Genomic DNA, 20531 nt, shown 5'->3' on the forward strand with positions numbered 1-20531 from the left:
AATGCCGCGTAGTATAAAAAGTATTTAGCTCATCCATGAATAGCCGCATTACCTCGAAAATTATTCTATTCCTAAAACAGGGATATATATTGCATATGACTTGCTGCGTGCCAGTGACTGATTATATTATGACGGACTTAAACAAGAAACACGTTCACTCTTAGTCATTCTTAAAAGTGATTTCATGGCAACCATCTCTCCCTTAGTGAAAAATGCGTTATCGTATCGCACCCTGAGCCTTATGATTATATTGACTAGCGCTATGGGTGTCTTTATCTTCATTTACTCAGCATATATACAGTGGGGTAATAACAAAGCGTCGCTGATTAATGAGGATATCATCACGCCATTGAATAATTTTAATGAAAAATATAAATGGAATTTATCATCGTCAGTCAATAATCGCATTGACGCGCCCCCATTAGTGAGTGGCAACGTAGATACTCTGTCCCATATCCATTTAAGCGGTATTATTCATAGTTCGGATAAATTATCGTCCCGGGCCATTCTGCAGGAAGGGGGGGAACAGAATGTCTATTCTATTGATGATGTGCTTAAATCATCCAACAGCACGCGCATCATTGATATCACTAAGAACCAGGTGTTTTTCTCCTCAGGCGGAAACACCGCGCAGCTTACGCTGCTTACCGAACTGGCGCCACCTGCCGCAACGCCAGAAAAAGTGAACGAGCAGCCGGCACCAACAGATGTCACATTGTCAGATTTTATTGAAGCGATTCCTGTCGTTGATAAAAATGTCTTGCGAGGATTGCGCCTTTTACCTCGCGGTAATACAGAATTATTTTCACGGACAGCCATTGCACCTGGTGACATTGCTATTCAGCTTAACAATATGTCTTTAACGCAACAGGTGAATATACCCCAGGCGCAGGAGGCACTTAGACATCTGCAGACGGCTCAGATTACCCTCTTGCGAAATGCATCACCAAAACTAATTAATGTTGCTGTTCAACAATTCCAGGACGGTCAGGATAAATAAATGGATGGAACCTCCGCAAGCCAGCGACTGAAAGCGCTTTCGCTGTTTTTTTTGCTCATCGCTACCGCTAAGCCCGGATATTCAGCTGATTACACGGCGAATTTTAACGGTGCGGACATTCAAACGTTTGTCAACATCGTGGGACAAAACATGGGGAAAACGATTCTGATTGATCCCGATGTTAAAGCATCCATTTCCGTCAGAAGCGTAGATACCTTTAATAAAGAGGAATACTATCAATTTTTCCTGAGCGTGCTCGACCTTTATGGCTTTTCACTTATCACTCTTGATAATGGCCTGCTGAAAGTCGTGCGTTCAGAAACCGTGAAAAATCTTCCAGGAAAGCTTACCAGTAACACGCAGCCCGGCAAGGGTGATGAACTGGTGACACGTATTGTTTCTCTGGAAAATGTTCCAGCGCGATCGCTGTCTCCTCTGCTTCGTCAAATGCTCGATGGCGGTAATGTCGGTAACGTCTCGCATTATGAGCCCTCTAATGCGCTGGTCATTACCGGCAAAGCATCAACCGTCAATCGCATGCTGGAAGTCATTAAACGTGTCGATGTCATGGGTGACGAGCAAGAGCAAATTATCCCGCTGAAATATGCTTCCGCTGTCGATCTTGCCGATGTCCTTAACACGCTGTCGCGTGAGAACGCAAAAGAGGCACAACCTGCGACACTCCAAACGCACATCGTTGCCGATAAAAGAAGCAATGCGCTGATTATCAGAGGCTCAGAACGCGCCCGCGCAAGAATTACTGAGTTGGTAAAACGTCTTGATACCCAGGAGCAAGGGCAAGGAAACACGCGGGTATGGTACCTGAAATATGCCAAAGCGGATAAGCTTGTTGACGTTTTAACCGGTGTCACGCAAAAACTGAAAGATGGCAAAAGTGGCACAACCAATACGGCAACCAGCAGCAGCCGCGATATCTCTATTACTGCAGATGAACAAACCAACTCACTGGTTGTGACCGCCGATCAGGGTATTCTCCAGCAACTCGATGAGGTTATCGCTAAGCTGGATATTCGTCGTGCACAGGTTCTGGTGGAAGCGATTATCGTTGAAGTGCAGGACGGTAAAGGTCTGAACCTGGGTGTACAGTGGGCTGAGAAAAACGTTGGTGGACAACAGTTTACCAAAACTGGCCTGCCAATCTTTAACGCGGCACAGGGCGTGGGTGAATTCAAAGCAAACGGAGGGATCACCAGCGATAACCCAGCTTACAACCTCTTCAGTAATTATAACGGCCTTGCGGCAGGTTTTTTCAACGGCGACTGGGGGGTGCTCCTCACAGCACTCAATACCGACAACAAAAACGACATCCTGTCTACGCCCAGCATCGTTACGCTTGATAATAAAGAAGCAGCCTTCAACGTCGGGCAGGATGTGCCCGTACTTTCCGGTTCCCAGACGACCTCCGGCGATAATATTTACAATACCGTCGAGCGTAAGACGGTGGGGACCAAGTTAAAAGTCACCCCGCAGATTAACGAGGGTGATTCTGTTCTGATGGAGATCGAGCAAGAGGTTTCCAGCGTCGACACATCGACAAGCTCTTCCTCGCTCGGCCCAACCTTCAACACCCGAACAATACAGAATGCCGTCCTGGTGAAAAGTGGCGAAACCGTTGTGCTTGGCGGTTTGATGGATGACGCCAGTAAGCAAGAAGTTTCAAAAGTTCCCCTACTGGGCGATATCCCTTTGGTGGGACAGCTTTTCCGCTACACATCCAATGAGAAAAGCAAACGTAACCTGATGGTCTTTATCCGCCCGACCATTATCAGAGACGATGAGGTCTATCGTTCACTCTCACGTGAGAAATACACCAATTTCAAAGATCTGCAAAAAGAGAGACGAGAAAAGCAAAGTGAAACACTGATTAACGTCGACAACATCAAAGAGCTTGAAGATCGGGCTTTTAATAATGCACCGGCAACACCGGACGCCAAAAATCCGTTCAGGGAAGGTCGAACGGAATGAGTCAGCACGCATGGAAAAAAGCGCAGCGCTATGGCATTGCCTTACAAGGAGAGACTCTCTTCTACTCGACAGATGCCACACTTGAGCATCTGCTCGAGTTCGCATCCGTTGCGCCAGAGTGCACCTGTTTTACCCGGCTCCCCCCGCAGCAGTTTGCCGAAAAGCTGGAACTTATTTACCAACAGAACAGCGGGTCAGCCCAGTTAATTGCCGAAGATATTAATAATTCCGACGATCTCAATACTCTCTCTGAAGAGATCCCAACGAATGAAGATCTGCTGAACGAGCAGTCGGACGCGCCGGTTATCAGGCTTATTAATGCCGTGCTCAGCGAAGCAATTAAAGAACACGCCTCAGATATTCATATTGAAGTGTTTGAAAAAGCGATGAGTATCCGCTTCCGGGTTGATGGCATCTTGCGCCCGGTGGTTCAGCCGAATAAAAAACTGGCGGCCTTACTCATCTCACGTATCAAAATCATGGCCAAACTGGATATTGCCGAAAAAAGGCTGCCGCAGGATGGACGCATTACCTTAAAAATTGGTCAGCGAAATGTGGATGTCCGTGTGTCGACGCTCCCGTCGCAGCATGGCGAACGTGTTGTTCTGCGTCTGTTGGATAAAAGTAGTCTGCGCTTATCCATCGATAAACTGGATATGTCAGCGGCAGACACACACAGTCTGAAGAATCTGCTTGCCCTTCCCCACGGTATTATTCTGGTCACGGGGCCAACGGGCTCCGGGAAAAGCACCACGCTCTACGCCATTCTCTCCGCGCTAAATAGCCCAGAACGCAATGTGCTTACGGTAGAGGACCCAATTGAATACGAACTGGAAGGTATCGGACAAACCCAGGTTAATAGCCGCGTAGATATGTCATTTTCCCGCGGACTACGCGCTATTTTACGTCAGGATCCTGATGTCGTCATGGTAGGAGAAATTCGCGATAACGAAACCGCTCAAATTGCGGTTCAGGCTTCTTTGACCGGGCATCTGGTGCTTTCCACTCTCCACACCAATAGCGCGTGCGGTGCCGTAACGCGATTACGGGATATGGGCGTTGAGCCGTTCCTTCTCTCTTCCTCGCTCGTTGGGGTGATTGCCCAACGTCTGGTCAGACGGCTATGCCCTCACTGTAAAACGGCTCACGCCGTGCGGCCTCAGGAGCAACAGCTCCTGCAAGCCCATGGGATTAATGCATCTCATCTCTGGCAAGCAAAGGGTTGCACCGCTTGCAGACAAAGCGGCTATCAGGGGCGCATGGCTATCCATGAACTGCTGCTCGCCACACCAGAACTGCGTGACGCTATTCACAATGAGCGCCATGAAAGGCAGTTGGAAGAGATCCAGCGTCGTCATCACCTCAGCCTGCTGGCAAACGGTCTTCGCGTAGCGGCAGAAGGGATGACCTCACTTGAAGAAATTCTGCGGGTGACCTCTGAAGGTCAGACTCCAGCGGATGGGCGCCAATGAAATTTCACTGGACGGCGACGGACGCGCGGGGAAACCGCCATACGGGGCTGAGTGAGGCCGCGAGTGAAAGAGATATGGTCGCGCAGTTGCGTAGCCAGGGGTTATTACCGCAAACGCTAAAACGGCAGCGGCCCAGGGTCACCCTCAGGGCTTTTTCGACACGAATCAGCCACAGCGAATTAACGCTTTTTACGCGTCAGCTGGCGACGCTGATCGCCGCGGCGTTGCCGCTGGATGAAGCGCTCGCCGTTGTTCAGCAGCAAAAAGAAAATAAAAAACTGGCCGACGTCATCACTTCTCTGCATCTCGCCGTTCTGGAGGGAAAGCCCCTCTCTGTGGCCATGCAAGCCCACCCTCGTCTGTTTGATACGGTCTTTTGCACCCTGGTAAAAGCGGGAGAGACGGTCGGCCAGCTGGGCGCCGTTCTTGAAAGGCTGGCCGAATATAATGAAGCACGTCAGCAAATGCGCAGCAAACTCACACAGGCGTTGATTTACCCTGCCCTGCTCACCACGGTCGCCATTCTGGTCGTTATCATTTTGCTTACCACGGTGGTACCGAAGGTCGCCGCGCAGTTCACTCATCTTAAGCATGAGCTACCGCTTTCCACCCGAACGTTACTGGCTATTAGTCACTTTCTGTCGACATACGGTCCCTGGATCGCACTGACGCTGATCTGTGGTGGAACGCTATTCTCTTTCTGGCTGAAGCGCGGGAAAAACCGGGATCATTTTCATCGCTGGCTCATCGCGTTTCGCATTACCTCCCCGCTGGTCTGCGCGATCAATAGCGCCCGTTATCTGCGCGCCCTGAGTATTCTCAATCGCAGCGGTATTCCACTCCTGGAAGGGATGTCGCTCTCAGCAGAAGGTGTGGGCAACCGTGAAATTGGACAGCGGCTCAGCGACGCAGCAGAAAGTGTGCGCCAGGGAAATAGCATCAGCCAGTCCCTGAAGCAGACGCAAATATTTCCCCCCATGATGATTTACATGATTGCTTCCGGGGAAAAAAGCGGCCAGCTCGGGGAACTCATGCAGCGTGCAACAAATAACCAGGAGGTGCAGCTGCAAAATCGCATTTCGCTGACCCTGGCGATTTTTGAACCGGCGCTGATTGTTGTCATGGCAGCGATCGTTTTGTTTATCGTTGTCTCGATCATGCAGCCCATATTACAACTCAACTCATTGATCAATTAAGGAAAAATCATGGAAGCGCAGAAAAAGGAAAGGCAGCGTGGTTTCACGCTTATGGAATTGATGGTCGTCATCGTGATTATGGGGGTTCTGGCCAGCCTGGTGGTGCCTAACTTAATGGGCAATAAGGATCGGGCAGACCGGCAAAAAGCCGCCAGCGATATTATTGCTCTCGAAAATGCGCTGGATATGTACAAGCTGGATAATCATCGTTATCCCACAACAGAACAGGGCCTGGAGGCGCTTATTACCGCCCCAGCGCAAGCTCCCCGGGCTGAAAACTACAACCCGGACGGTTATATCCGCCGTCTGCCCGCCGATCCGTGGGGGAATGACTACATCCTGATTAGCCCGGGTGAGCATGGCGCGATCGATATCATGTCCACAGGTCCTGATGCTGAAACCGGCACCGAGGATGATATCCACAACTGGGATAACGATAAAAAGTCACGCTAAAAATGGCCCATCAGAAAGGATTCACACTGCTGGAGGTGATGCTGGTTATGGTCATCATCGCCCTGGCGGCAGCCGGCGTTGTCGCTATGCAAAGTGACAGGCTGAGCGCTACCGGAAAGCTACTGCGGCAGATCGATGTCCTCAGACAGACAGCAAAATACATGTCAGACGTGGCGCTACTGGAAAAACATACTGTCGGCCTTCAGCTCACTACTGACGGCTGGCTTTTCTATGCACCGAAAAAGGATCGCACCGGTGAATGGCAGTGGCAGGAAATAGCAAACAATGACAATTTGCCGTTACGCGGCGATTGGGACGCACCGGCCAGGCCTGACGTGACACCGTCGTCGGAGGAGGCCAAGCCGCAAATCGTCATCCTGCCCGATGGACAAGTCACTCCCTTTTCAGTGGTTTTCAACGCTAAAGATGGCGAAAAAATCGCCATTCTGCACTCACACGGCGCGCTGCCGCTTGAGGTCATTCGCTTTAAGGAACCGCAATGAAACAACAAAGCGGAATGCTGCTGCTTGAAGTCTTGCTGGCAATGGCTATTTTTGCGACCGCCATTATTGCACTCCTCAACAGTATGCAATGGCAGCTTTCAGCACTGGAAACGTTAAAACAGGAAACGCTAGCGCTTTGGGTTGCAGACAACGTACTCGTGACCTCGACTTACGGACAACTCGCCGCCAAAGAGGGAGCCTCTTCTCAATTAAATGAGACCTTCTCCTGGCAACTGGTTGAAGGGAAAAAAAGTTCGTCTCCTTTGCTTCAGAAAGAGGCCAGGGTGATAACGTCTGATGGCCGAACCCTCAGCCTGTATGCCTGGTCTTCAGATAGTAAGAAAACGGAGGCGAAGCATGAGTAAAGTCCCCAACGGCTTTACGCTTCTGGAAGTGATGCTGGCGATCGTCATTTTCTCAACGCTCAGCTTTCTGGCCTCTCAGGTGTTCTCCCAGGCAACCGAACAGTACCAGCGAGCCAAGAAGACTGGCGATGATTTTGAGGCCATCCAGCACACCGTGCTCATGCTTGAAAATGATTTAATGCAGTATGTCCCGCGGAAAAACCGGCAAACACCGCTCCCCTTCTTGTGTGAAAAAGAGAGCGTAATTTTCACAACACAAACCCGGGATCCCGCAATGCCTTTTGGGGCAACGTTCGTTTTAACGACCGTCCACTGGTATATCGAAAACGACACATTATTCCGTGCAGTACGCTACTCATCCGACAGTGAAAAGGACGTGGCACCACAGCCACTGCTGGATCATGTCTCCCATTTTTCTGCAACAATGACGCCAGCGGATGAAAAGAGCGTGTCAACAACAGCCACGATAACGCTGGAGCGTGACGGTAAAGCGGAAATAACCCGACACGTTGTCCTGCCCGGCTGGTTTCCGGAAAAAAAAGCCGCCAGCCAACCTGCAGGAGCGACGCAATGAACACGCAAAAAGGTTCTGCATTGCTGATCGTTTTAATGATTCTGGCGCTGATGGCTGCGCTGGCAGCAGAGATGACGATAAGTTTTCAGGTTCAGCTCCAGCGCACCCGGCGCATCAATGATAGCCTGCAGGGGAAATACGCTCTGCTCTACGCTGAAGCACAATCTATGGCACGTTTTCAGGAGAAGCCTCGAGACGTACTCACCCACTCGGAGAGTCCTGGCGACGACACCGACGTCAGCTGGCAGATAAACGATCTGCACCATTGCTACAACCTGAACGCACTGAAGAATACGCCGGAAGAACCACTGGCGACGCCACCGTATGAAATCAGCGTGTTTTATGCCCTACTGGAGAAGCTCGCCGTTGAAAAATACCGGGCAGAAGAGATCGCACAATCCATCGCAGACTACATCGATGATAACGACTCAACGCGCGTTAAAGGTGCAGAAGACGAATACTATCAACATAGTCAGCCAGGCTACCTGACCGCCGGTCAGGTGCTCTTTTTACCCACAGAAGTGCGCAAAATTAAAGGGATGACTGACGCGCTTTATCAAAAACTCGCCCCTTTTATCTGCACCCGATTCAGCAGTGACCTCGCCATTAATATCAATACCCTTACTGAGCAGCAAGCGCCGCTTCTGGCAGCCCTCTTCCTCAACAATATCAGCTTGTCAGATGCAAAAATGCTCCTGAAAAAACGTCCTGTAAATGGCTGGGAAAAGGTAGAGGATTTTCTTTACCAGGCCCAACAGGATTTCAGCGCAGCAAAACCGCTGGTGGATTCGCTTAAAAAACAGATTACAACCAGCAGCAGTTATTTTTTGACCACATCCACGGTTCATGAGGGTGACCTTACCTTTGGTATGCGCACATTTTTCATTTATGACGAAAAAACTAAAACACTCAAACTCTATTTACGCCAGCTTACGGATGGCAGTAGCGAACAATAAAGCAGTTAACGTCCCTGCGACGAAACTGCTTATCCGCCTTTCTGGATCGACGCCGAACGTCCTTGAATGGGTGGAATATGATGGATGTGGCTACAGCCAGGTTCAGAGTCTGACAACAGAACAGTTGCCGGAGATTGCCGCACGCCCGGCATCAGGATGCACTCATCTCGTTATTCCGGCCCAAAAGGCAACGAGCAGAATAATCGTCATCCCAGACGAAAATTACGAACTGACCGATCAAAAACTTCAGTGGCTTGCGGATGAAACACTGGACGAAGGCATGCCCTCGCTGCACTGGACGCTACTCTCTCGGGAGGGAACGCGAGTTTCCGTCATTGGCGTTGACGCCGACTGGCTTATGTCCCAGCTTCGTCTCTTTGCCGGGGCTGGTTTTAACGTCACGCATGCGACGATTGACGCCCTTCGCTTGCCAGCCTGTGAAAGCGGCTGGACGGTATTATCAGACAGCGGTGGATGGTTGCTCAGAACGCATGAGAACAGTGTTGCCCATCTGACAGAACCCTGGCTGGCACAGCTGCTAGCGCATTATCCCCCGCAAGAGGTCGTCAGCTACGGTCCACTGCCAGCTGGCCTTTCCGCGAAGGAAACGCGTCCCGCATGTCATAGTTTGACACTCTATACACAGGAACCACCCGCTAACCTTTTGCACGGGAAAATGCGCCCGCCAGCCCCGCGCTCTTTCTGGAACACCAATATCAAACGCATGGCGCTTTGCAGCATTTTCCTGTTAGCCGTGAGTGCGTGTCTGGCTCAGGCTGTCGTGTATTTGCAACTTCGGGAGTATGAAAAACAGCTGAGCCACACACTGACGCAGCAATGGCAACGTTATATTCCAGAAAACAGGCATACCCGTAATCTGCGTACCTATTTACCCAGGCAGCTACAGCAACGATCGCCTGCCCCCTATTTGCTCTTACAACAGCTTCAGGCTCATCTGTCCGCTTTCCCGGAACTGGCGCTGGAAGGGTTGAGTTATAACCCGGCACGTAATGATTTACGTCTTTTTATTTCTACCCGCGATGAGCAACAGATCCAGGCGTTTTTAAATCAAAAACTGGCTGGCTACTCACTCAAAGTCGATAAACATGAACAGGGATTATGGACGATTCGAAATGATTAAACGCGCTCAGGAATGGTTTCACCAAAAAGATCCGCGTGAACAGCGGCTGCTACTCGCACTGCTTGTCTGCGGTGTCAGCATTCTTTTCTGGTTTGGGCTCTACCAGCCCCTGAAGCAGGCTACGGACACCATGCAATCCCGCTATGCTAAGGTGCAACGCGATCTGCAGTGGTTGCAGAAACAGGTTTCGGCTGCAGCTCTTCTTCCGGAAAAGAGACCATCAGGCTCCCTGGAGAATCAGGTTAAAAGCAGTTTGCACATGCTGGGCACTGCCGCAAAACTCCAGCGCACCGATAGCGGAGAACTGACTGTATCGGCCGACGCTCTCAGGATGGACGCTTTTATGAACTGGCTGGCAGTGCTACAGGGAGACTACGGTCTGCGGATTGCGGAACTTGAATTCCACGCCAGTGAACAGGGTACGGACACTATAATCCTGACGCGCCTGACGCTCGGAGTGAAATAAAATGGATAGCTCACTGGTTACTCTGTTTCTCATCATTGGCCTGCTGTCAGGAACCGCAATGGGTATACTCACCTGGCGTTTGCCTGCCGAGATTTTACGACCGTCTTCGACAGGCGAGGCGGGTTCAACGTCAGAGTTTACGTTCTCTGGCTCCCGGTGCTGCCAGTGTCAAACCCCACTGTTCTGGTACGACACGGTTCCCCTGCTCGGCTGGATGCTTCTCAAAGGGAAATGTCGCCACTGCGGCCAGCCTGTTTCAACACGCTATCCCTTGCTGGAAGGGCTTTGTGCGATGATGGCCGTCATTTGCTATGCCCTCCATCCAGCATCAATGATAATGTCACTGGCGCTTTTTCTGTTCTTTTGGTTTGTACTCGCACTCAGCGTGATCGATCTGCAGCATTACCTTTTACCCGACAAGCTCACGCTACCGTTACTGTGGGTTGGCCTGTTGTTTAATGCCTTTTTTGGCCCTGTTTCCTCCCAGGACGCCATTGTGGGTGCCGCTGCCGGCTATTTAATTCTGTGGCTGCTCTACTGGCTGGTCCGCTTAATCTGTCACAAAGAAGGGATCGGTTACGGGGATTTCAAGATGCTTGCGGCAGTGGGCGCCTGGTGCGGCTGGCGAGAGGTACCCGTGATCCTTTACGTAGCGTCAATCGCTGGGATCTTTTACGGGCTTCTGCTGTGGGTAAAAAAAGGGCATTTCGGTGACCCGATACCTTTCGGTCCGGCACTGGCACTGAGCGGCTGGGGCTGTTTCTGCTGGGCAACGCTGTGAGGAGGCAGGAAGGAGGGTTTCCTTCCTGTATCAACTACTCTTTTTCTTCGCGGATTTGCGCCTGCAGATAGTTTTGAATACCCAGCTTATCGATCAAATCCAACTCGGTTTCCAGCCAGTCTATATGGCCTTCTTCATCGGCAAGGATCTCAATCATCATGTCACGGCTGACATAATCAAAAACGCTGTCGGCATAGGCAATGGCTTCACGGAGATCTTTGGCACCTTCAAGTTCCAGCCTGAGGTCGGAACGTAGCATCTCCTCGACATCTTCACCGATGCCCAGCTTGCCGAGATCCTGCAGGTTTGGAATACCTTCAAGGAATAAAATGCGCTCGATATATTTATCGGCGTGTTTCATCTCATCTATAGATTCATGGTACTCAACGTCGTTCAGACGTTTAAGTCCCCAGTTTTTGAACATTCTCGCGTGAAGAAAGTACTGGTTGATTGCGACAAGCTCATTTCCCAATAATTTATTGAGATAACTTATGATTTTAACATCACCTTTCATTATATAGTCCCTCCGCTTCCACTCATTGAAGCGTAGATCGGGCTACGGGGATGTCAAAAAAAAGATGGGCGCTTACGCGATCTCTTTGTATTCCGGGATCTGCATCAACTCGTCCTGCATGATTTCACGTGCAGCACGTACACATTTACCGCATTGATTTCCAACCGGAACAAATTTGCGAAGCTGCTGAAATGACTGTGGCTGAAACTGGCGAACGGCCTGACGTATTTTTTTGTCGCTTACACCATTACATAAACAAACGTACATAGAGACTCCCGTTCAAATTATGCGCAAAGTGTAAGTGAGAATGGTTATGATTACAATAGCACAAACGCCAGAATACGGGGCGGGTGCAGGCAAAAAATGCGAAAGTTTGTGACAACACCTGAGCAGCACAAAACAAAAAAGGACGCCGAAGCGTCCTTTTTTAATTCGGGGATAATTAATTAGCCCAGAACTTTAGCAACAACGCCCGCGCCAACGGTACGGCCGCCTTCACGGATTGCGAAACGCAGACCGTCGTCCATCGCGATTGGGTGGATCAGAGTCACAACCATCTTGATGTTGTCGCCTGGCATTACCATCTCAACGCCTTCTGGCAGTTCGATGGTACCGGTCACGTCAGTTGTACGGAAGTAGAACTGTGGACGGTAGCCTTTGAAGAACGGAGTATGACGGCCGCCTTCGTCTTTGGACAGGATGTACACTTCAGATTCGAACTTGGTGTGTGGCTTGATTGAGCCTGGCTTCGCCAGAACCTGACCACGTTCGATTTCTTCACGTTTGATACCACGCAGCAGAACACCAACGTTCTCACCAGCACGGCCTTCGTCCAGCAGTTTGCGGAACATTTCAACGCCAGTACAGGTAGACTTCGCAGTCTCTTTGATACCAACGATTTCAACTTCTTCACCAACTTTGATGATACCGCGCTCTACACGACCGGTAACAACGGTACCACGACCGGAGATGGAGAATACGTCTTCGATTGGCAGCAGGAATGGCTTGTCAATCGCACGCTCTGGTTCCGGGATGTAAGAATCCAGGAAGCCAGCCAGTTCGATGATTTTCTCTTCCCACTCTGCTTCACCTTCCAGCGCTTTCAGCGCGGAACCACGAACGATTGGGGTGTCGTCGCCTGGGAAATCGTACTGAGACAGCAGTTCACGAACTTCCATCTCTACCAGTTCCAGCAGCTCTTCGTCATCAACCATGTCGCACTTGTTCAGGAACACGATGATGTAAGGAACGCCTACCTGACGGCCCAGCAGGATGTGCTCACGAGTCTGAGGCATTGGGCCGTCAGTCGCAGCAACAACCAGGATCGCGCCGTCCATCTGCGCAGCACCGGTGATCATGTTTTTAACATAGTCGGCGTGGCCTGGGCAGTCTACGTGTGCGTAGTGGCGAGTCGGGGTGTCATATTCAACGTGAGAAGTGTTGATGGTGATACCACGCGCTTTTTCTTCTGGTGCGTTATCGATCTGGTCGAATGCACGAGCAGCACCGCCGTAGGTTTTAGCCAGAACGGTAGTGATTGCAGCAGTCAGGGTAGTTTTACCATGGTCAACGTGGCCGATAGTACCAACGTTAACGTGCGGTTTTGTACGTTCAAATTTTTCTTTAGACACGGCTATATTCCTTACTATAGTGCTCTCCCCTTCGGAGAGAGCACGGGACTTAGGTTTTAATCCTGTGGATTACTTACCACGGGCTTCAATAACGGCCTGAGCAACGTTGTTAGGCGCATCATCATACTTCAGGAATTCCATGGTGTATGATGCACGACCTTTGGTCAGAGAACGCAGCTGAGTTGCATATCCGAACATTTCAGACAGCGGAACTTCAGCGTGGATCTTAACGCCAGTTACTTCAGATTCCTGACCACGCAGCATACCGCGACGACGGCTCAAGTCACCGATAACGTCACCGGTGTTCTCTTCAGGAGTTTCTACTTCAACCTTCATGATTGGCTCAAGCAGAACTGGTTTTGCTTTCTTAAAGCCTTCTTTAAAGGCAATAGACGCAGCCAGTTTAAACGCCAGTTCAGAGGAGTCAACGTCGTGGTAAGAACCGAAGTGCAGACGAACACCCATGTCAACAACCGGATAGCCAGCCAGAGGGCCCGCTTTCAGCTGTTCCTGGATGCCTTTATCAACGGCTGGGATGTATTCGCCAGGAATTACACCACCTTTGATGTCGTTGATGAACTCGTAACCTTTCGGGTTAGAGCCCGGCTCCAGTGGGTACATGTCGATCACAACGTGACCGTACTGACCGCGACCACCAGACTGCTTAGCGTGTTTACCTTCAACATCGGTAACTTTCGCGCGAATCGCTTCGCGGTAAGCAACCTGAGGTTTACCCACGTTCGCTTCAACGTTGAATTCACGCTTCATACGGTCAACGATGATGTCCAGGTGCAGTTCACCCATACCAGCGATGATGGTCTGGTTAGATTCTTCATCAGTCCATACGCGGAATGATGGGTCTTCTTTCGCCAGACGGCCCAGAGCCAGACCCATTTTTTCCTGGTCAGCTTTGGTTTTTGGTTCAACCGCGATGGAGATTACCGGCTCTGGGAATTCCATACGCTCCAGAATGATCGGGTGATCCGGGTCACACAGGGTGTCACCAGTGGTCACGTCTTTCAGACCGATAGCTGCAGCGATGTCGCCCGCACGAACTTCTTTGATCTCTTCACGTTTGTTAGCGTGCATCTGTACGATACGGCCAAAACGCTCACGCGCCGCTTTCACGGAGTTCAGGATGGTGTCACCGGAGTTAACCACACCAGAGTAAACGCGGAAGAAGGTCAGGTTACCCACGAATGGGTCGGTAGCAATTTTGAACGCCAGTGCAGAGAACGGCTCGTCGTCGCTTGCGTGACGCTCAGCCGGAGTATCTTTACCGTCGTCCAGGATGCCGTTGATCGCAGGAACGTCAACCGGGGATGGCAGGTAGTCAACTACCGCATCCAGCATCGCCTGAACACCTTTGTTCTTGAACGCAGAACCACAGGTTACCAGGATGATTTCGTTGTTCAGAACACGCTGACGCAGAGCTTTTTTGATCTCTTCTTCAGTCAGTTCTTCACCACCCAGGTATTTCTCCATCAGCTCTTCAGAAGCTTCAGCAGCGGATTCGATCAGGTTCTGGTGCCATTCGTCAGCCAGGTCCTGCATCTCAGCCGGGATGTCTTCGTATTCGAAGGTCACGCCCTGGTCTGCGTCGTTCCAGTTGATGGCTTTCATTTTCACCAGGTCGATAACGCCGGTGAAGCCTTCTTCAGCACCAATTGCCAGCTGCAGCGGAACAGGGTTCGCGCCCAGACGGGTTTTGATCTGACCAACAACTTTCAGGAAGTTAGCACCCATACGGTCCATTTTGTTAACGAACGCGATGCGTGGAACTTTATATTTGTTCGCCTGACGCCATACGGTTTCAGACTGTGGCTGAACACCACCAACTGCGCAATAAACCATTACCGCGCCGTCGAGCACACGCATGGAACGTTCTACTTCGATGGTGAAGTCAACGTGCCCTGGGGTGTCGATGATGTTTACGCGATGCGGTTCGTACTGCTTAGCCATACCTGACCAGAATGCAGTAGTCGCTGCGGAGGTGATAGTGATACCACGCTCCTGCTCCTGTTCCATCCAGTCCATGGTGGCTGCGCCGTCATGAACTTCACCGATTTTATGGTTTACACCGGTGTAGAACAGAATACGTTCGGTAGTAGTGGTCTTACCGGCGTCGATGTGCGCACTGATACCGATGTTACGGTAGCGTGCGATGGGTGTTGTACGAGCCATTTGATTCCTCGTTTGTTTCTTTAGGCGTTCAGTTAAGTTACCCAGAGCGGGCGGCTTCTCTGAAGCGCCCGCCTGGTGACTAATACTCCGAAGGGATTACCAACGGTAGTGTGCGAACGCCTTGTTGGCTTCTGCCATACGGTGAACGTCTTCACGTTTCTTAACTGCAGTACCTTTGTTTTCTGCAGCATCAGAAAGTTCGTTCGCCAGACGCAGAGCCATGGATTTATCACCGCGTTTACGAGCAGCTTCAACGATCCAACGCATTGCCAGAGCATTACGACGAACCGGACGAACTTCAACTGGAACCTGATAAGTAGAACCACCAACGCGGCGGGACTTAACTTCTACAGTTGGGCGAACGTTGTCGAGAGCGACTTCGAAAGCTTCCAGTTCATTTTTACCAGAACGCTGAGCCAGGGTCTCAAGCGCGCTGTATACGATGGCTTCTGCAGTAGATTTTTTACCATCTACCATCAGGATATTTACAAATTTTGCCAGCAGTTCTGATCCGAACTTCGGATCTGGAAGAATTTTACGCTGACCAATGACGCGACGACGTGGCATGGGAATACTCCGTTGTTAATTCAGGATTGTCCAAAACTCTACGAGTTTAGTTTGACATTAAGATAAATCAGTTTGGCCTTACTTAACGGAGAACCATTAAGCCTTAGGACGCTTCACGCCGTACTTGGAGCGAGCCTGCTTACGGTCTTTAACACCTGAGCAGTCCAGCGCACCACGAACGGTGTGGTAACGAACACCCGGAAGGTCTTTAACACGACCGCCACGGATCAGGATCACGGAGTGCTCCTGCAGGTTGTGACCTTCACCACCGATGTAGGAAGTCACTTCGAAACCGTTAGTCAAACGCACACGGCATACTTTACGCAGTGCGGAGTTTGGTTTTTTAGGAGTGGTGGTATATACACGAGTACATACACCACGTTTCTGCGGGCAGGCTTCCAGCGCAGGCACGTTGCTTTTTGCAACTTTGCGTGCACGTGGTTTGCGTACCAGCTGGTTAACTGTTGCCATTAAATAGCTCCTGGTTTTAGCTTTTGCTTCGTAAACACGTAATAAAACGACCTCATACAATATGAGGACGCGAAATTTTAGGGCTACGTCGAAAAGGTGTCAAGAAATATACAGCGATCTCGGATCACCAGTTCATTTGACTGGCGTGCGTCACAGTAAGATTGACGAAATCAGTATAGCCAACCACGTCAATTTTGGCTGAAATTTGACCAGAAAGACCTCGCGCGTCCAGATCGTCCTTCAGCGCAGAGACTGTTATGGGGGCATTCGTGAGAATTTCAACGAAACGGCTGCCTTCAAGCGCCGCGAGCACGCCGTCCTGAATGAGCAGCAAATCATCACCTTCGCGCAGCATGCTCAACAGTGTGTCGATATCACATTGCCACGGTGAGTGGCTCAGAATATGGAGCATGGCGGCCTCAGAACGTCAAAACGGTGTCGTAGTGGGAAAGGTGTTCACGCAGATCAGAGGAAGGTAAGAGCGTCACATCCAGCACAAAAGACGACTTATCACTCAAACCGCGCGCCGTTAAGGAGTCGGCACAGACATAGCAGGTTTCGATATCGTACAGCGGCAGCACTTTGAAGGTTGCGATGTAATCGCGCGCCAGGATGGCCTGCGGCTGTTGGCCCGCGAGCAGTTGAAACACCCCGTCCCCCAGAAAAAAGACGCCGATATCTTCTGTTAATGCCGATGTCGCAAGTAACGCATCCAGCCCTTCGCGGCCCGAGGCGCTACCGTGCGGCGCAGAAGTAAAAACAAATGCCACGCGCTTCATCAGAATTGCACCACTCTGTCGCAGGTTAGAGCCGCCTGAGCCAGCGCGCCCAGACCACTCAACGAAAAGCCAGGCTGAAGGTTAGCGCCCGATAACCCCAGGCGATCGGCTTCGGTTGCATCCGTCACGCCGCGACGCAGTGCCGCCGCCACGCAGATGTTCAGCTCAACGCCCTGCTTTTCATTTAACGCCTGCCACGCGCGGACCAGATCAAACTCATCGCTCGCCGGTGACGTAAACTGGTTCGCGTTATACACCCCTTCCCGATAGAAAAAGACGCTCGCCAGTTCATGTCCGGCCGCCAGTAGCGCATGCGCAAACTGCAGCGCGCTGCTGGCCTGCTGAGTGCCGTACGCCGGGCCTGTCACCATTAACGCAAAACGCATTACTTATCTTGCCCTACGAAGTCGCCACTTTTGAACTGGCGGATGTAGAGGTAGACCGTATGCTTGGAGATATTCAGACGATCGGCCACCTGGTTAATGGCGTCTTTGATATCAAAAATCCCTTTCTCGTAGAGATTGAGTACGATCTGACGATTCTTGGCATTGTTCGAGACGTTGCGATCGGCATTCACCTCTTCAATCGTAAACTCAAGCGTTTGAGTCACCAGATCTTCTACGGAGGAGGCAAAGTTAACGGAAGAGCCAACGTCTGGCGTTTCAGGCGGAATAAAGGTGCTCATGATCTGCGAGAAAGGCACATCAAGGTTCATGTTGATGCACAGCAGTCCAATCACACGATGTTCGCGGTTTCGAATCGCGATAGTTTCTGATTTCATAAGCACGCCGCTTTTGGCGCGGGTGAAATAACATTTGGAGACGCTGCTGTCCGCGCCGGTCATGTCATGCAACATACGCAATGCAAGGTCGGTGATTGGCGAACCAATTTTACGGCCGGTATGCTCACCATTAGCAATGCGGATGGCGGAACACTTCAGATCTTGCAGGGAGTGCAATACGATTTCGCAGTGGGAACCAATGAGCATCGCTAACCCGTCCACCACCGCCTCATAGGATTTAAGAATATCGAAGTCGGTCTGGTCAAAAGGACGTTGATCCAGCAAATCAAGTTCACTGGTTTCGTTGGTTAAAAGCGACCTGGACATGAAAAAAACACTCCTTTTCAGGAGCCTGTCGTTAGGTTTTCAGGGCAGGCTCATTATCTACACGGACAACTAAATTAATACAGCGTACCAGACGCTTTCCAGTGTTAATTATATCTGCCCTGCAATAAAAAAACCGCCGCCTTAAAGGCGGCGGTTTTTATTACATTACTTCTTAGCGTCTGTCGCAGCTTTCTGATCTGCCTGCGCTTCCGGTTTCGCATCCGCTTTCGGTGCTGGTTTAATGTCCAGCAACTCTACGTCGAAGACCAGCGTGGAGTTAGCCGGGATACCCGGAACGCCCGTTTTGCCGTAGGCCAGATCCGGTGGAATAACCAGCTTGATCTTGCCGCCTTTCTTGATGTTTTTCAGGCCTTCAGTCCAGCCAGGAATCACACCGTCCAGACGGAAGGAGAGCGGCTCACCGCGGGTGTAAGAGTTATCGAACTCTTTACCGTCGATCAGCGTACCTTTGTAGTTTACGACAACAGTATCGCTGTCTTTCGGCGCATCGCCGGTACCTTCTTTCTCAACTTTGTACACCAGGCCTGTAGAGGAAGTCTTCACACCCTTCTCTTTAGCAAAGGTATCGCGGTAGGCTTTGCCTTTCGCTTCGTTGTCTTTCGCGTCCGCTTCCATCTTGGTCTGAGCGGCACCCTTCACGCGTGCTTCGAACGCCTGCAGCGTCTGCTCAATTTCCTGGTCAGACAGCTTGCTCTTATCCGCAAATGCGTCCTGTACGCCTGCGATCAGCTGGGCTTTATCCAGTTTGATGCCCAGTTTCTCTTGTTCTTTCAGAGAGTTTTCCATGTAACGACCCAGAGATGCGCCCAGTGCGTAGGCGGATTTCTGGTCGTCATTTTTGAACGCCGCTTTGCTGTCTGCAGTGGCAGCAGGCTTCGCAGCAGTATCAGCAGCGAATGACAGCGGCGCGTTCAGCGCAACAGCCATCGTCGTCGCCAGCAGCGTTACTTTAAACAGTGATTTCATCCATATCTCCAGGGCCTGGGGACTCTCACCCCAGCGTTAAACGTAAATGAGTGACGTACTATAAAACGTTGCAGAAGAAATCTACAGACAGACACTCCCAATTCTCACCACTTTTCAGACTATTTTTGTTTAAATAAGTTTCTTGCCAGCGGGATAGAGACTGCACTTAAGGATAAACTCAGTTAAACTGCGCCGCCGCTGGACCATCAGGTAAATCAGACATAAACGAGGTGAATGATGAAGGATACAACGATAGAAGCGAGAATGGCTGAGCTGGAAAGCCGCCTGGCTTTTCAGGACATCACCATCGAAGAGCTAAACCAGACTGTCACAGCACATGAACTCGAAATGGCGAAGCTGCGGGATCACATGCGTCTGCTGACGGAAAAGCTAAAGGCAACGCAGCCGTCAAACATTGCCTCTCAGTCTGAAGAGACACCACCACCTCATTATTGAGGCGTAAAAAAAGCGGGGTTCACCCGCTTTTTTATTTTCCGCTTAGCGGAATTAGTGGCAACCGCAGCCGCCGTTACCGCAACCACCTTTGCCATGGTCATGACCATGGTCGTGATCGTGGCCGTGACCACCGCAGCAGCCGTCGTGGCCGTGATCGTGGTCATGGTCGTGACCGTGCGCACCGTGAACGTGACCATGAGCCAGCTCTTCTTCGGTCGCTTCACGGATCGCAACAACTTCTACGTTGAACTTCAGGTTCTGGCCAGCCAGCATGTGGTTGCCGTCAACCACAACGTGGTCGTCTTCAACTTCAGTGATTTCAACAGGCACTGGCCCCTGGTCAGTTTCAGCCAGGAAGCGCATGCCAACCTGCAGTTCGTCAACGCCCATGAACACGTCTTTAGGAACGCGCTGAACCAGGTTGTCGTCATACTGACCGTAAGCGTCGTTCGCGCCGACAGCAACGTCGAATTTGTCGCCAACTTCATGACCTTCCAGCGCAGTTTCCAGGCCGGAAATCAGGGAACCGTGGCCATGCAGGTAGTCCAGCGGCGCACTCACCGGAGACTCATCAACCAACACACCGTCTTCTGTACGTACCTGATAGGCCAGGCTGACCACCAGGTCTTTTGCTACTTTCATGATATCTCCTGAGCGTGGGAAAATTGCTGGCGCAGATTGTAGCGGAAATCTGCACCCGTGTACCCTTTAGCTTAAAAAAACTCAGGGCATATCGCTAGTCCGGATGAAAAATGCCGATCACTTGCTCTTCTTTGCGAACATGATCGCGGGCCTCTTTATCGGCCTCACGCATCTGGTGACCACACTTAACACACTCAACGATATCAATATTATTTTCTCGCCACATCGCCAGAGTATCTTGTGCCTGGCAGGACGGGCATTTTGCACCTGCGATAAAGCGTTTACGGACAGCCATCTTT

At 50.9% G+C, this 20531-nt stretch carries 26 protein-coding genes; 13 read left to right on the plus strand and 13 right to left on the minus strand.

All coding sequences use genetic code 11. The annotated features are described in order from the left end of the window. The first annotated feature begins 184 nt into the window (after nucleotides 1–184). Genes gspC through A4308_RS22885 form a run of 12 tightly spaced genes read left to right on the plus strand, consistent with a single transcriptional unit; the run spans nucleotide 185 to nucleotide 10893 of the window. Nucleotides 185–1000, plus strand: a complete 816-nt coding sequence (gspC, locus tag A4308_RS05050; protein WP_080352198.1) for a type II secretion system protein GspC — start codon at nucleotides 185–187, stop codon at nucleotides 998–1000. Next, the gene (gspD, locus tag A4308_RS05055; protein ID WP_072251823.1) at nucleotides 1001–2986 is read left to right on the plus strand and encodes a type II secretion system secretin GspD; all 1986 of its coding nucleotides are present in this window, start codon (nucleotides 1001–1003) and stop codon (nucleotides 2984–2986) included. Next, entirely contained in the window at nucleotides 2983–4458 is a 1476-nt protein-coding gene (gene gspE, locus A4308_RS05060) for a type II secretion system ATPase GspE (RefSeq protein WP_023331444.1), read from the plus strand. The genes gspD and gspE overlap by 4 nt, the downstream gene beginning before the upstream one ends. Then, on the plus strand, nucleotides 4455–5654 hold the full coding sequence (gene gspF / locus A4308_RS05065; RefSeq protein WP_045135132.1) for a type II secretion system inner membrane protein GspF: 1200 nt from the start codon (nucleotides 4455–4457) through the stop codon (nucleotides 5652–5654). Before gspE ends, gspF begins: the two co-directional genes overlap by 4 nt. Nucleotides 5655–5663: 9 nt before the next feature. Next, nucleotides 5664–6107 carry a type II secretion system major pseudopilin GspG gene (gene gspG / locus A4308_RS05070; protein WP_014885475.1) on the plus strand — a complete coding sequence of 148 codons (444 nt, stop codon included), beginning with the start codon at nucleotides 5664–5666 and terminating at the stop codon, nucleotides 6105–6107. Nucleotides 6108–6109: 2 nt separating this feature from the next. After that, on the plus strand, nucleotides 6110–6610 hold the full coding sequence (gspH, locus tag A4308_RS05075; protein ID WP_045135133.1) for a type II secretion system minor pseudopilin GspH: 501 nt from the start codon (nucleotides 6110–6112) through the stop codon (nucleotides 6608–6610). Then, nucleotides 6607–6975 carry a type II secretion system minor pseudopilin GspI gene (gene gspI / locus A4308_RS05080; protein ID WP_023331447.1) on the plus strand — a complete coding sequence of 123 codons (369 nt, stop codon included), beginning with the start codon at nucleotides 6607–6609 and terminating at the stop codon, nucleotides 6973–6975. The genes gspH and gspI overlap by 4 nt, the downstream gene beginning before the upstream one ends. Continuing rightward, entirely contained in the window at nucleotides 6968–7549 is a 582-nt protein-coding gene (locus A4308_RS05085) for a PulJ/GspJ family protein (RefSeq protein ID WP_052192639.1), read from the plus strand. Before gspI ends, A4308_RS05085 begins: the two co-directional genes overlap by 8 nt. Further along, complete coding sequence (gspK, locus tag A4308_RS05090) at nucleotides 7546–8505, plus strand: type II secretion system minor pseudopilin GspK (protein ID WP_045135134.1); 960 nt, start codon at nucleotides 7546–7548, stop codon at nucleotides 8503–8505. The genes A4308_RS05085 and gspK overlap by 4 nt, the downstream gene beginning before the upstream one ends. Further along, nucleotides 8438–9646: a type II secretion system protein GspL gene (gene gspL / locus A4308_RS05095; protein ID WP_158008546.1), complete on the plus strand. Its 1209-nt coding sequence runs from the start codon at nucleotides 8438–8440 to the stop codon at nucleotides 9644–9646. The genes gspK and gspL overlap by 68 nt, the downstream gene beginning before the upstream one ends. After that, a complete protein-coding gene (gene gspM, locus A4308_RS05100) occupies nucleotides 9639–10112 on the plus strand; it encodes a type II secretion system protein GspM (RefSeq protein WP_032635368.1) in 474 nt (157 codons plus the stop codon). The genes gspL and gspM overlap by 8 nt, the downstream gene beginning before the upstream one ends. Nucleotides 10113–10170: 58 nt before the next feature. Beyond that, nucleotides 10171–10893: a prepilin peptidase gene (locus A4308_RS22885; RefSeq protein WP_158008930.1), complete on the plus strand. Its 723-nt coding sequence runs from the start codon at nucleotides 10171–10173 to the stop codon at nucleotides 10891–10893. A 34-nt stretch (nucleotides 10894–10927) separates the two neighbouring features. On the opposite strand, the gene bfr is transcribed toward A4308_RS22885, so the two are convergent. The 11 genes from bfr to fkpA all read right to left on the minus strand — a co-directional run bounded on the left by bfr (nucleotide 10928) and on the right by fkpA (nucleotide 19134). Continuing rightward, entirely contained in the window at nucleotides 10928–11407 is a 480-nt protein-coding gene (gene bfr / locus A4308_RS05110) for a bacterioferritin (RefSeq protein WP_014885483.1), read from the minus strand. 72 nt (nucleotides 11408–11479) lie between these two features. After that, complete coding sequence (gene bfd, locus A4308_RS05115) at nucleotides 11480–11674, minus strand: bacterioferritin-associated ferredoxin (RefSeq protein ID WP_008503493.1); 195 nt, start codon at nucleotides 11672–11674, stop codon at nucleotides 11480–11482. 179 nt (nucleotides 11675–11853) lie between these two features. Then, on the minus strand, nucleotides 11854–13038 hold the full coding sequence (tuf, locus tag A4308_RS05120; RefSeq protein ID WP_014171903.1) for an elongation factor Tu: 1185 nt from the start codon (nucleotides 13036–13038) through the stop codon (nucleotides 11854–11856). 69 nt (nucleotides 13039–13107) lie between these two features. Then, nucleotides 13108–15222, minus strand: a complete 2115-nt coding sequence (gene fusA / locus A4308_RS05125; RefSeq protein WP_023331453.1) for an elongation factor G — start codon at nucleotides 15220–15222, stop codon at nucleotides 13108–13110. A gap of 96 nt (nucleotides 15223–15318) precedes the next feature. Then, on the minus strand, nucleotides 15319–15789 hold the full coding sequence (rpsG, locus tag A4308_RS05130; protein WP_003861706.1) for a 30S ribosomal protein S7: 471 nt from the start codon (nucleotides 15787–15789) through the stop codon (nucleotides 15319–15321). Between the two features lie 96 nt (nucleotides 15790–15885). Continuing rightward, nucleotides 15886–16260: a 30S ribosomal protein S12 gene (gene rpsL, locus A4308_RS05135; protein WP_000246815.1), complete on the minus strand. Its 375-nt coding sequence runs from the start codon at nucleotides 16258–16260 to the stop codon at nucleotides 15886–15888. A 124-nt stretch (nucleotides 16261–16384) separates the two neighbouring features. Beyond that, nucleotides 16385–16672 (minus strand): sulfurtransferase complex subunit TusB, encoded by a 288-nt coding sequence (gene tusB / locus A4308_RS05140; protein ID WP_014885486.1) that lies wholly within the window; start codon nucleotides 16670–16672, stop codon nucleotides 16385–16387. A gap of 7 nt (nucleotides 16673–16679) precedes the next feature. Beyond that, on the minus strand, nucleotides 16680–17039 hold the full coding sequence (gene tusC / locus A4308_RS05145) for a sulfurtransferase complex subunit TusC (protein ID WP_014885487.1): 360 nt from the start codon (nucleotides 17037–17039) through the stop codon (nucleotides 16680–16682). Continuing rightward, the gene (gene tusD, locus A4308_RS05150; RefSeq protein WP_023337892.1) at nucleotides 17039–17425 is read right to left on the minus strand and encodes a sulfurtransferase complex subunit TusD; all 387 of its coding nucleotides are present in this window, start codon (nucleotides 17423–17425) and stop codon (nucleotides 17039–17041) included. The genes tusC and tusD overlap by 1 nt, the downstream gene beginning before the upstream one ends. Next, nucleotides 17425–18147, minus strand: a complete 723-nt coding sequence (locus tag A4308_RS05155) for a helix-turn-helix transcriptional regulator (protein WP_014885489.1) — start codon at nucleotides 18145–18147, stop codon at nucleotides 17425–17427. The genes tusD and A4308_RS05155 overlap by 1 nt, the downstream gene beginning before the upstream one ends. Nucleotides 18148–18312: 165 nt before the next feature. Then, a complete protein-coding gene (fkpA, locus tag A4308_RS05160; RefSeq protein ID WP_023331457.1) occupies nucleotides 18313–19134 on the minus strand; it encodes an FKBP-type peptidyl-prolyl cis-trans isomerase in 822 nt (273 codons plus the stop codon). A 237-nt stretch (nucleotides 19135–19371) separates the two neighbouring features. On the opposite strand from fkpA, the gene A4308_RS05165 reads away from it, so the two are divergent. Beyond that, the gene (locus tag A4308_RS05165; RefSeq protein WP_008503009.1) at nucleotides 19372–19590 is read left to right on the plus strand and encodes a protein SlyX; all 219 of its coding nucleotides are present in this window, start codon (nucleotides 19372–19374) and stop codon (nucleotides 19588–19590) included. Between the two features lie 51 nt (nucleotides 19591–19641). Here the strand turns inward: A4308_RS05165 and slyD are convergent, their stop codons facing one another. Next, complete coding sequence (gene slyD, locus A4308_RS05170; protein WP_014885491.1) at nucleotides 19642–20232, minus strand: peptidylprolyl isomerase; 591 nt, start codon at nucleotides 20230–20232, stop codon at nucleotides 19642–19644. A 94-nt stretch (nucleotides 20233–20326) separates the two neighbouring features. Further along, a complete protein-coding gene (locus A4308_RS05175) occupies nucleotides 20327–20527 on the minus strand; it encodes a YheV family putative zinc ribbon protein (RefSeq protein WP_003861689.1) in 201 nt (66 codons plus the stop codon). Nucleotides 20528–20531: the final 4 nt, after the last annotated feature.

Origin of the sequence: Enterobacter sp. ODB01 (assembly GCF_001623605.1) — a bacterium.
Taxonomy (GTDB): Bacteria; Pseudomonadota; Gammaproteobacteria; order Enterobacterales; family Enterobacteriaceae; genus Enterobacter; species Enterobacter kobei.

What these genes read in the sequence shown, in the direction of transcription:
- gspC (WP_080352198.1), top strand. Translation starts at nt 185, where the DNA reads ATGGCAACCATCTCTCCCTTAGTGAAAAATGCGTTATCGTATCGCACC.
- gspD (WP_072251823.1), top strand. Translation starts at nt 1,001, where the DNA reads ATGGATGGAACCTCCGCAAGCCAGCGACTGAAAGCGCTTTCGCTGTTT.
- gspE (WP_023331444.1), top strand. Translation starts at nt 2,983, where the DNA reads ATGAGTCAGCACGCATGGAAAAAAGCGCAGCGCTATGGCATTGCCTTA.
- gspF (WP_045135132.1), top strand. Translation starts at nt 4,455, where the DNA reads ATGAAATTTCACTGGACGGCGACGGACGCGCGGGGAAACCGCCATACG.
- gspG (WP_014885475.1), top strand. Translation starts at nt 5,664, where the DNA reads ATGGAAGCGCAGAAAAAGGAAAGGCAGCGTGGTTTCACGCTTATGGAA.
- gspH (WP_045135133.1), top strand. Translation starts at nt 6,110, where the DNA reads ATGGCCCATCAGAAAGGATTCACACTGCTGGAGGTGATGCTGGTTATG.
- gspI (WP_023331447.1), top strand. Translation starts at nt 6,607, where the DNA reads ATGAAACAACAAAGCGGAATGCTGCTGCTTGAAGTCTTGCTGGCAATG.
- A4308_RS05085 (WP_052192639.1), top strand. Translation starts at nt 6,968, where the DNA reads ATGAGTAAAGTCCCCAACGGCTTTACGCTTCTGGAAGTGATGCTGGCG.
- gspK (WP_045135134.1), top strand. Translation starts at nt 7,546, where the DNA reads ATGAACACGCAAAAAGGTTCTGCATTGCTGATCGTTTTAATGATTCTG.
- gspL (WP_158008546.1), top strand. Translation starts at nt 8,438, where the DNA reads ATGACGAAAAAACTAAAACACTCAAACTCTATTTACGCCAGCTTACGG.
- gspM (WP_032635368.1), top strand. Translation starts at nt 9,639, where the DNA reads ATGATTAAACGCGCTCAGGAATGGTTTCACCAAAAAGATCCGCGTGAA.
- A4308_RS22885 (WP_158008930.1), top strand. Translation starts at nt 10,171, where the DNA reads ATGGGTATACTCACCTGGCGTTTGCCTGCCGAGATTTTACGACCGTCT.
- bfr (WP_014885483.1), bottom strand. Translation starts at nt 11,407, where the DNA reads ATGAAAGGTGATGTTAAAATCATAAGTTATCTCAATAAATTATTGGGA.
- bfd (WP_008503493.1), bottom strand. Translation starts at nt 11,674, where the DNA reads ATGTACGTTTGTTTATGTAATGGTGTAAGCGACAAAAAAATACGTCAG.
- fusA (WP_023331453.1), bottom strand. Translation starts at nt 15,222, where the DNA reads ATGGCTCGTACAACACCCATCGCACGCTACCGTAACATCGGTATCAGT.
- rpsG (WP_003861706.1), bottom strand. Translation starts at nt 15,789, where the DNA reads ATGCCACGTCGTCGCGTCATTGGTCAGCGTAAAATTCTTCCAGATCCG.
- rpsL (WP_000246815.1), bottom strand. Translation starts at nt 16,260, where the DNA reads ATGGCAACAGTTAACCAGCTGGTACGCAAACCACGTGCACGCAAAGTT.
- tusB (WP_014885486.1), bottom strand. Translation starts at nt 16,672, where the DNA reads ATGCTCCATATTCTGAGCCACTCACCGTGGCAATGTGATATCGACACA.
- tusC (WP_014885487.1), bottom strand. Translation starts at nt 17,039, where the DNA reads ATGAAGCGCGTGGCATTTGTTTTTACTTCTGCGCCGCACGGTAGCGCC.
- tusD (WP_023337892.1), bottom strand. Translation starts at nt 17,425, where the DNA reads ATGCGTTTTGCGTTAATGGTGACAGGCCCGGCGTACGGCACTCAGCAG.
- A4308_RS05155 (WP_014885489.1), bottom strand. Translation starts at nt 18,147, where the DNA reads ATGTCCAGGTCGCTTTTAACCAACGAAACCAGTGAACTTGATTTGCTG.
- fkpA (WP_023331457.1), bottom strand. Translation starts at nt 19,134, where the DNA reads ATGAAATCACTGTTTAAAGTAACGCTGCTGGCGACGACGATGGCTGTT.
- A4308_RS05165 (WP_008503009.1), top strand. Translation starts at nt 19,372, where the DNA reads ATGAAGGATACAACGATAGAAGCGAGAATGGCTGAGCTGGAAAGCCGC.
- slyD (WP_014885491.1), bottom strand. Translation starts at nt 20,232, where the DNA reads ATGAAAGTAGCAAAAGACCTGGTGGTCAGCCTGGCCTATCAGGTACGT.
- A4308_RS05175 (WP_003861689.1), bottom strand. Translation starts at nt 20,527, where the DNA reads ATGGCTGTCCGTAAACGCTTTATCGCAGGTGCAAAATGCCCGTCCTGC.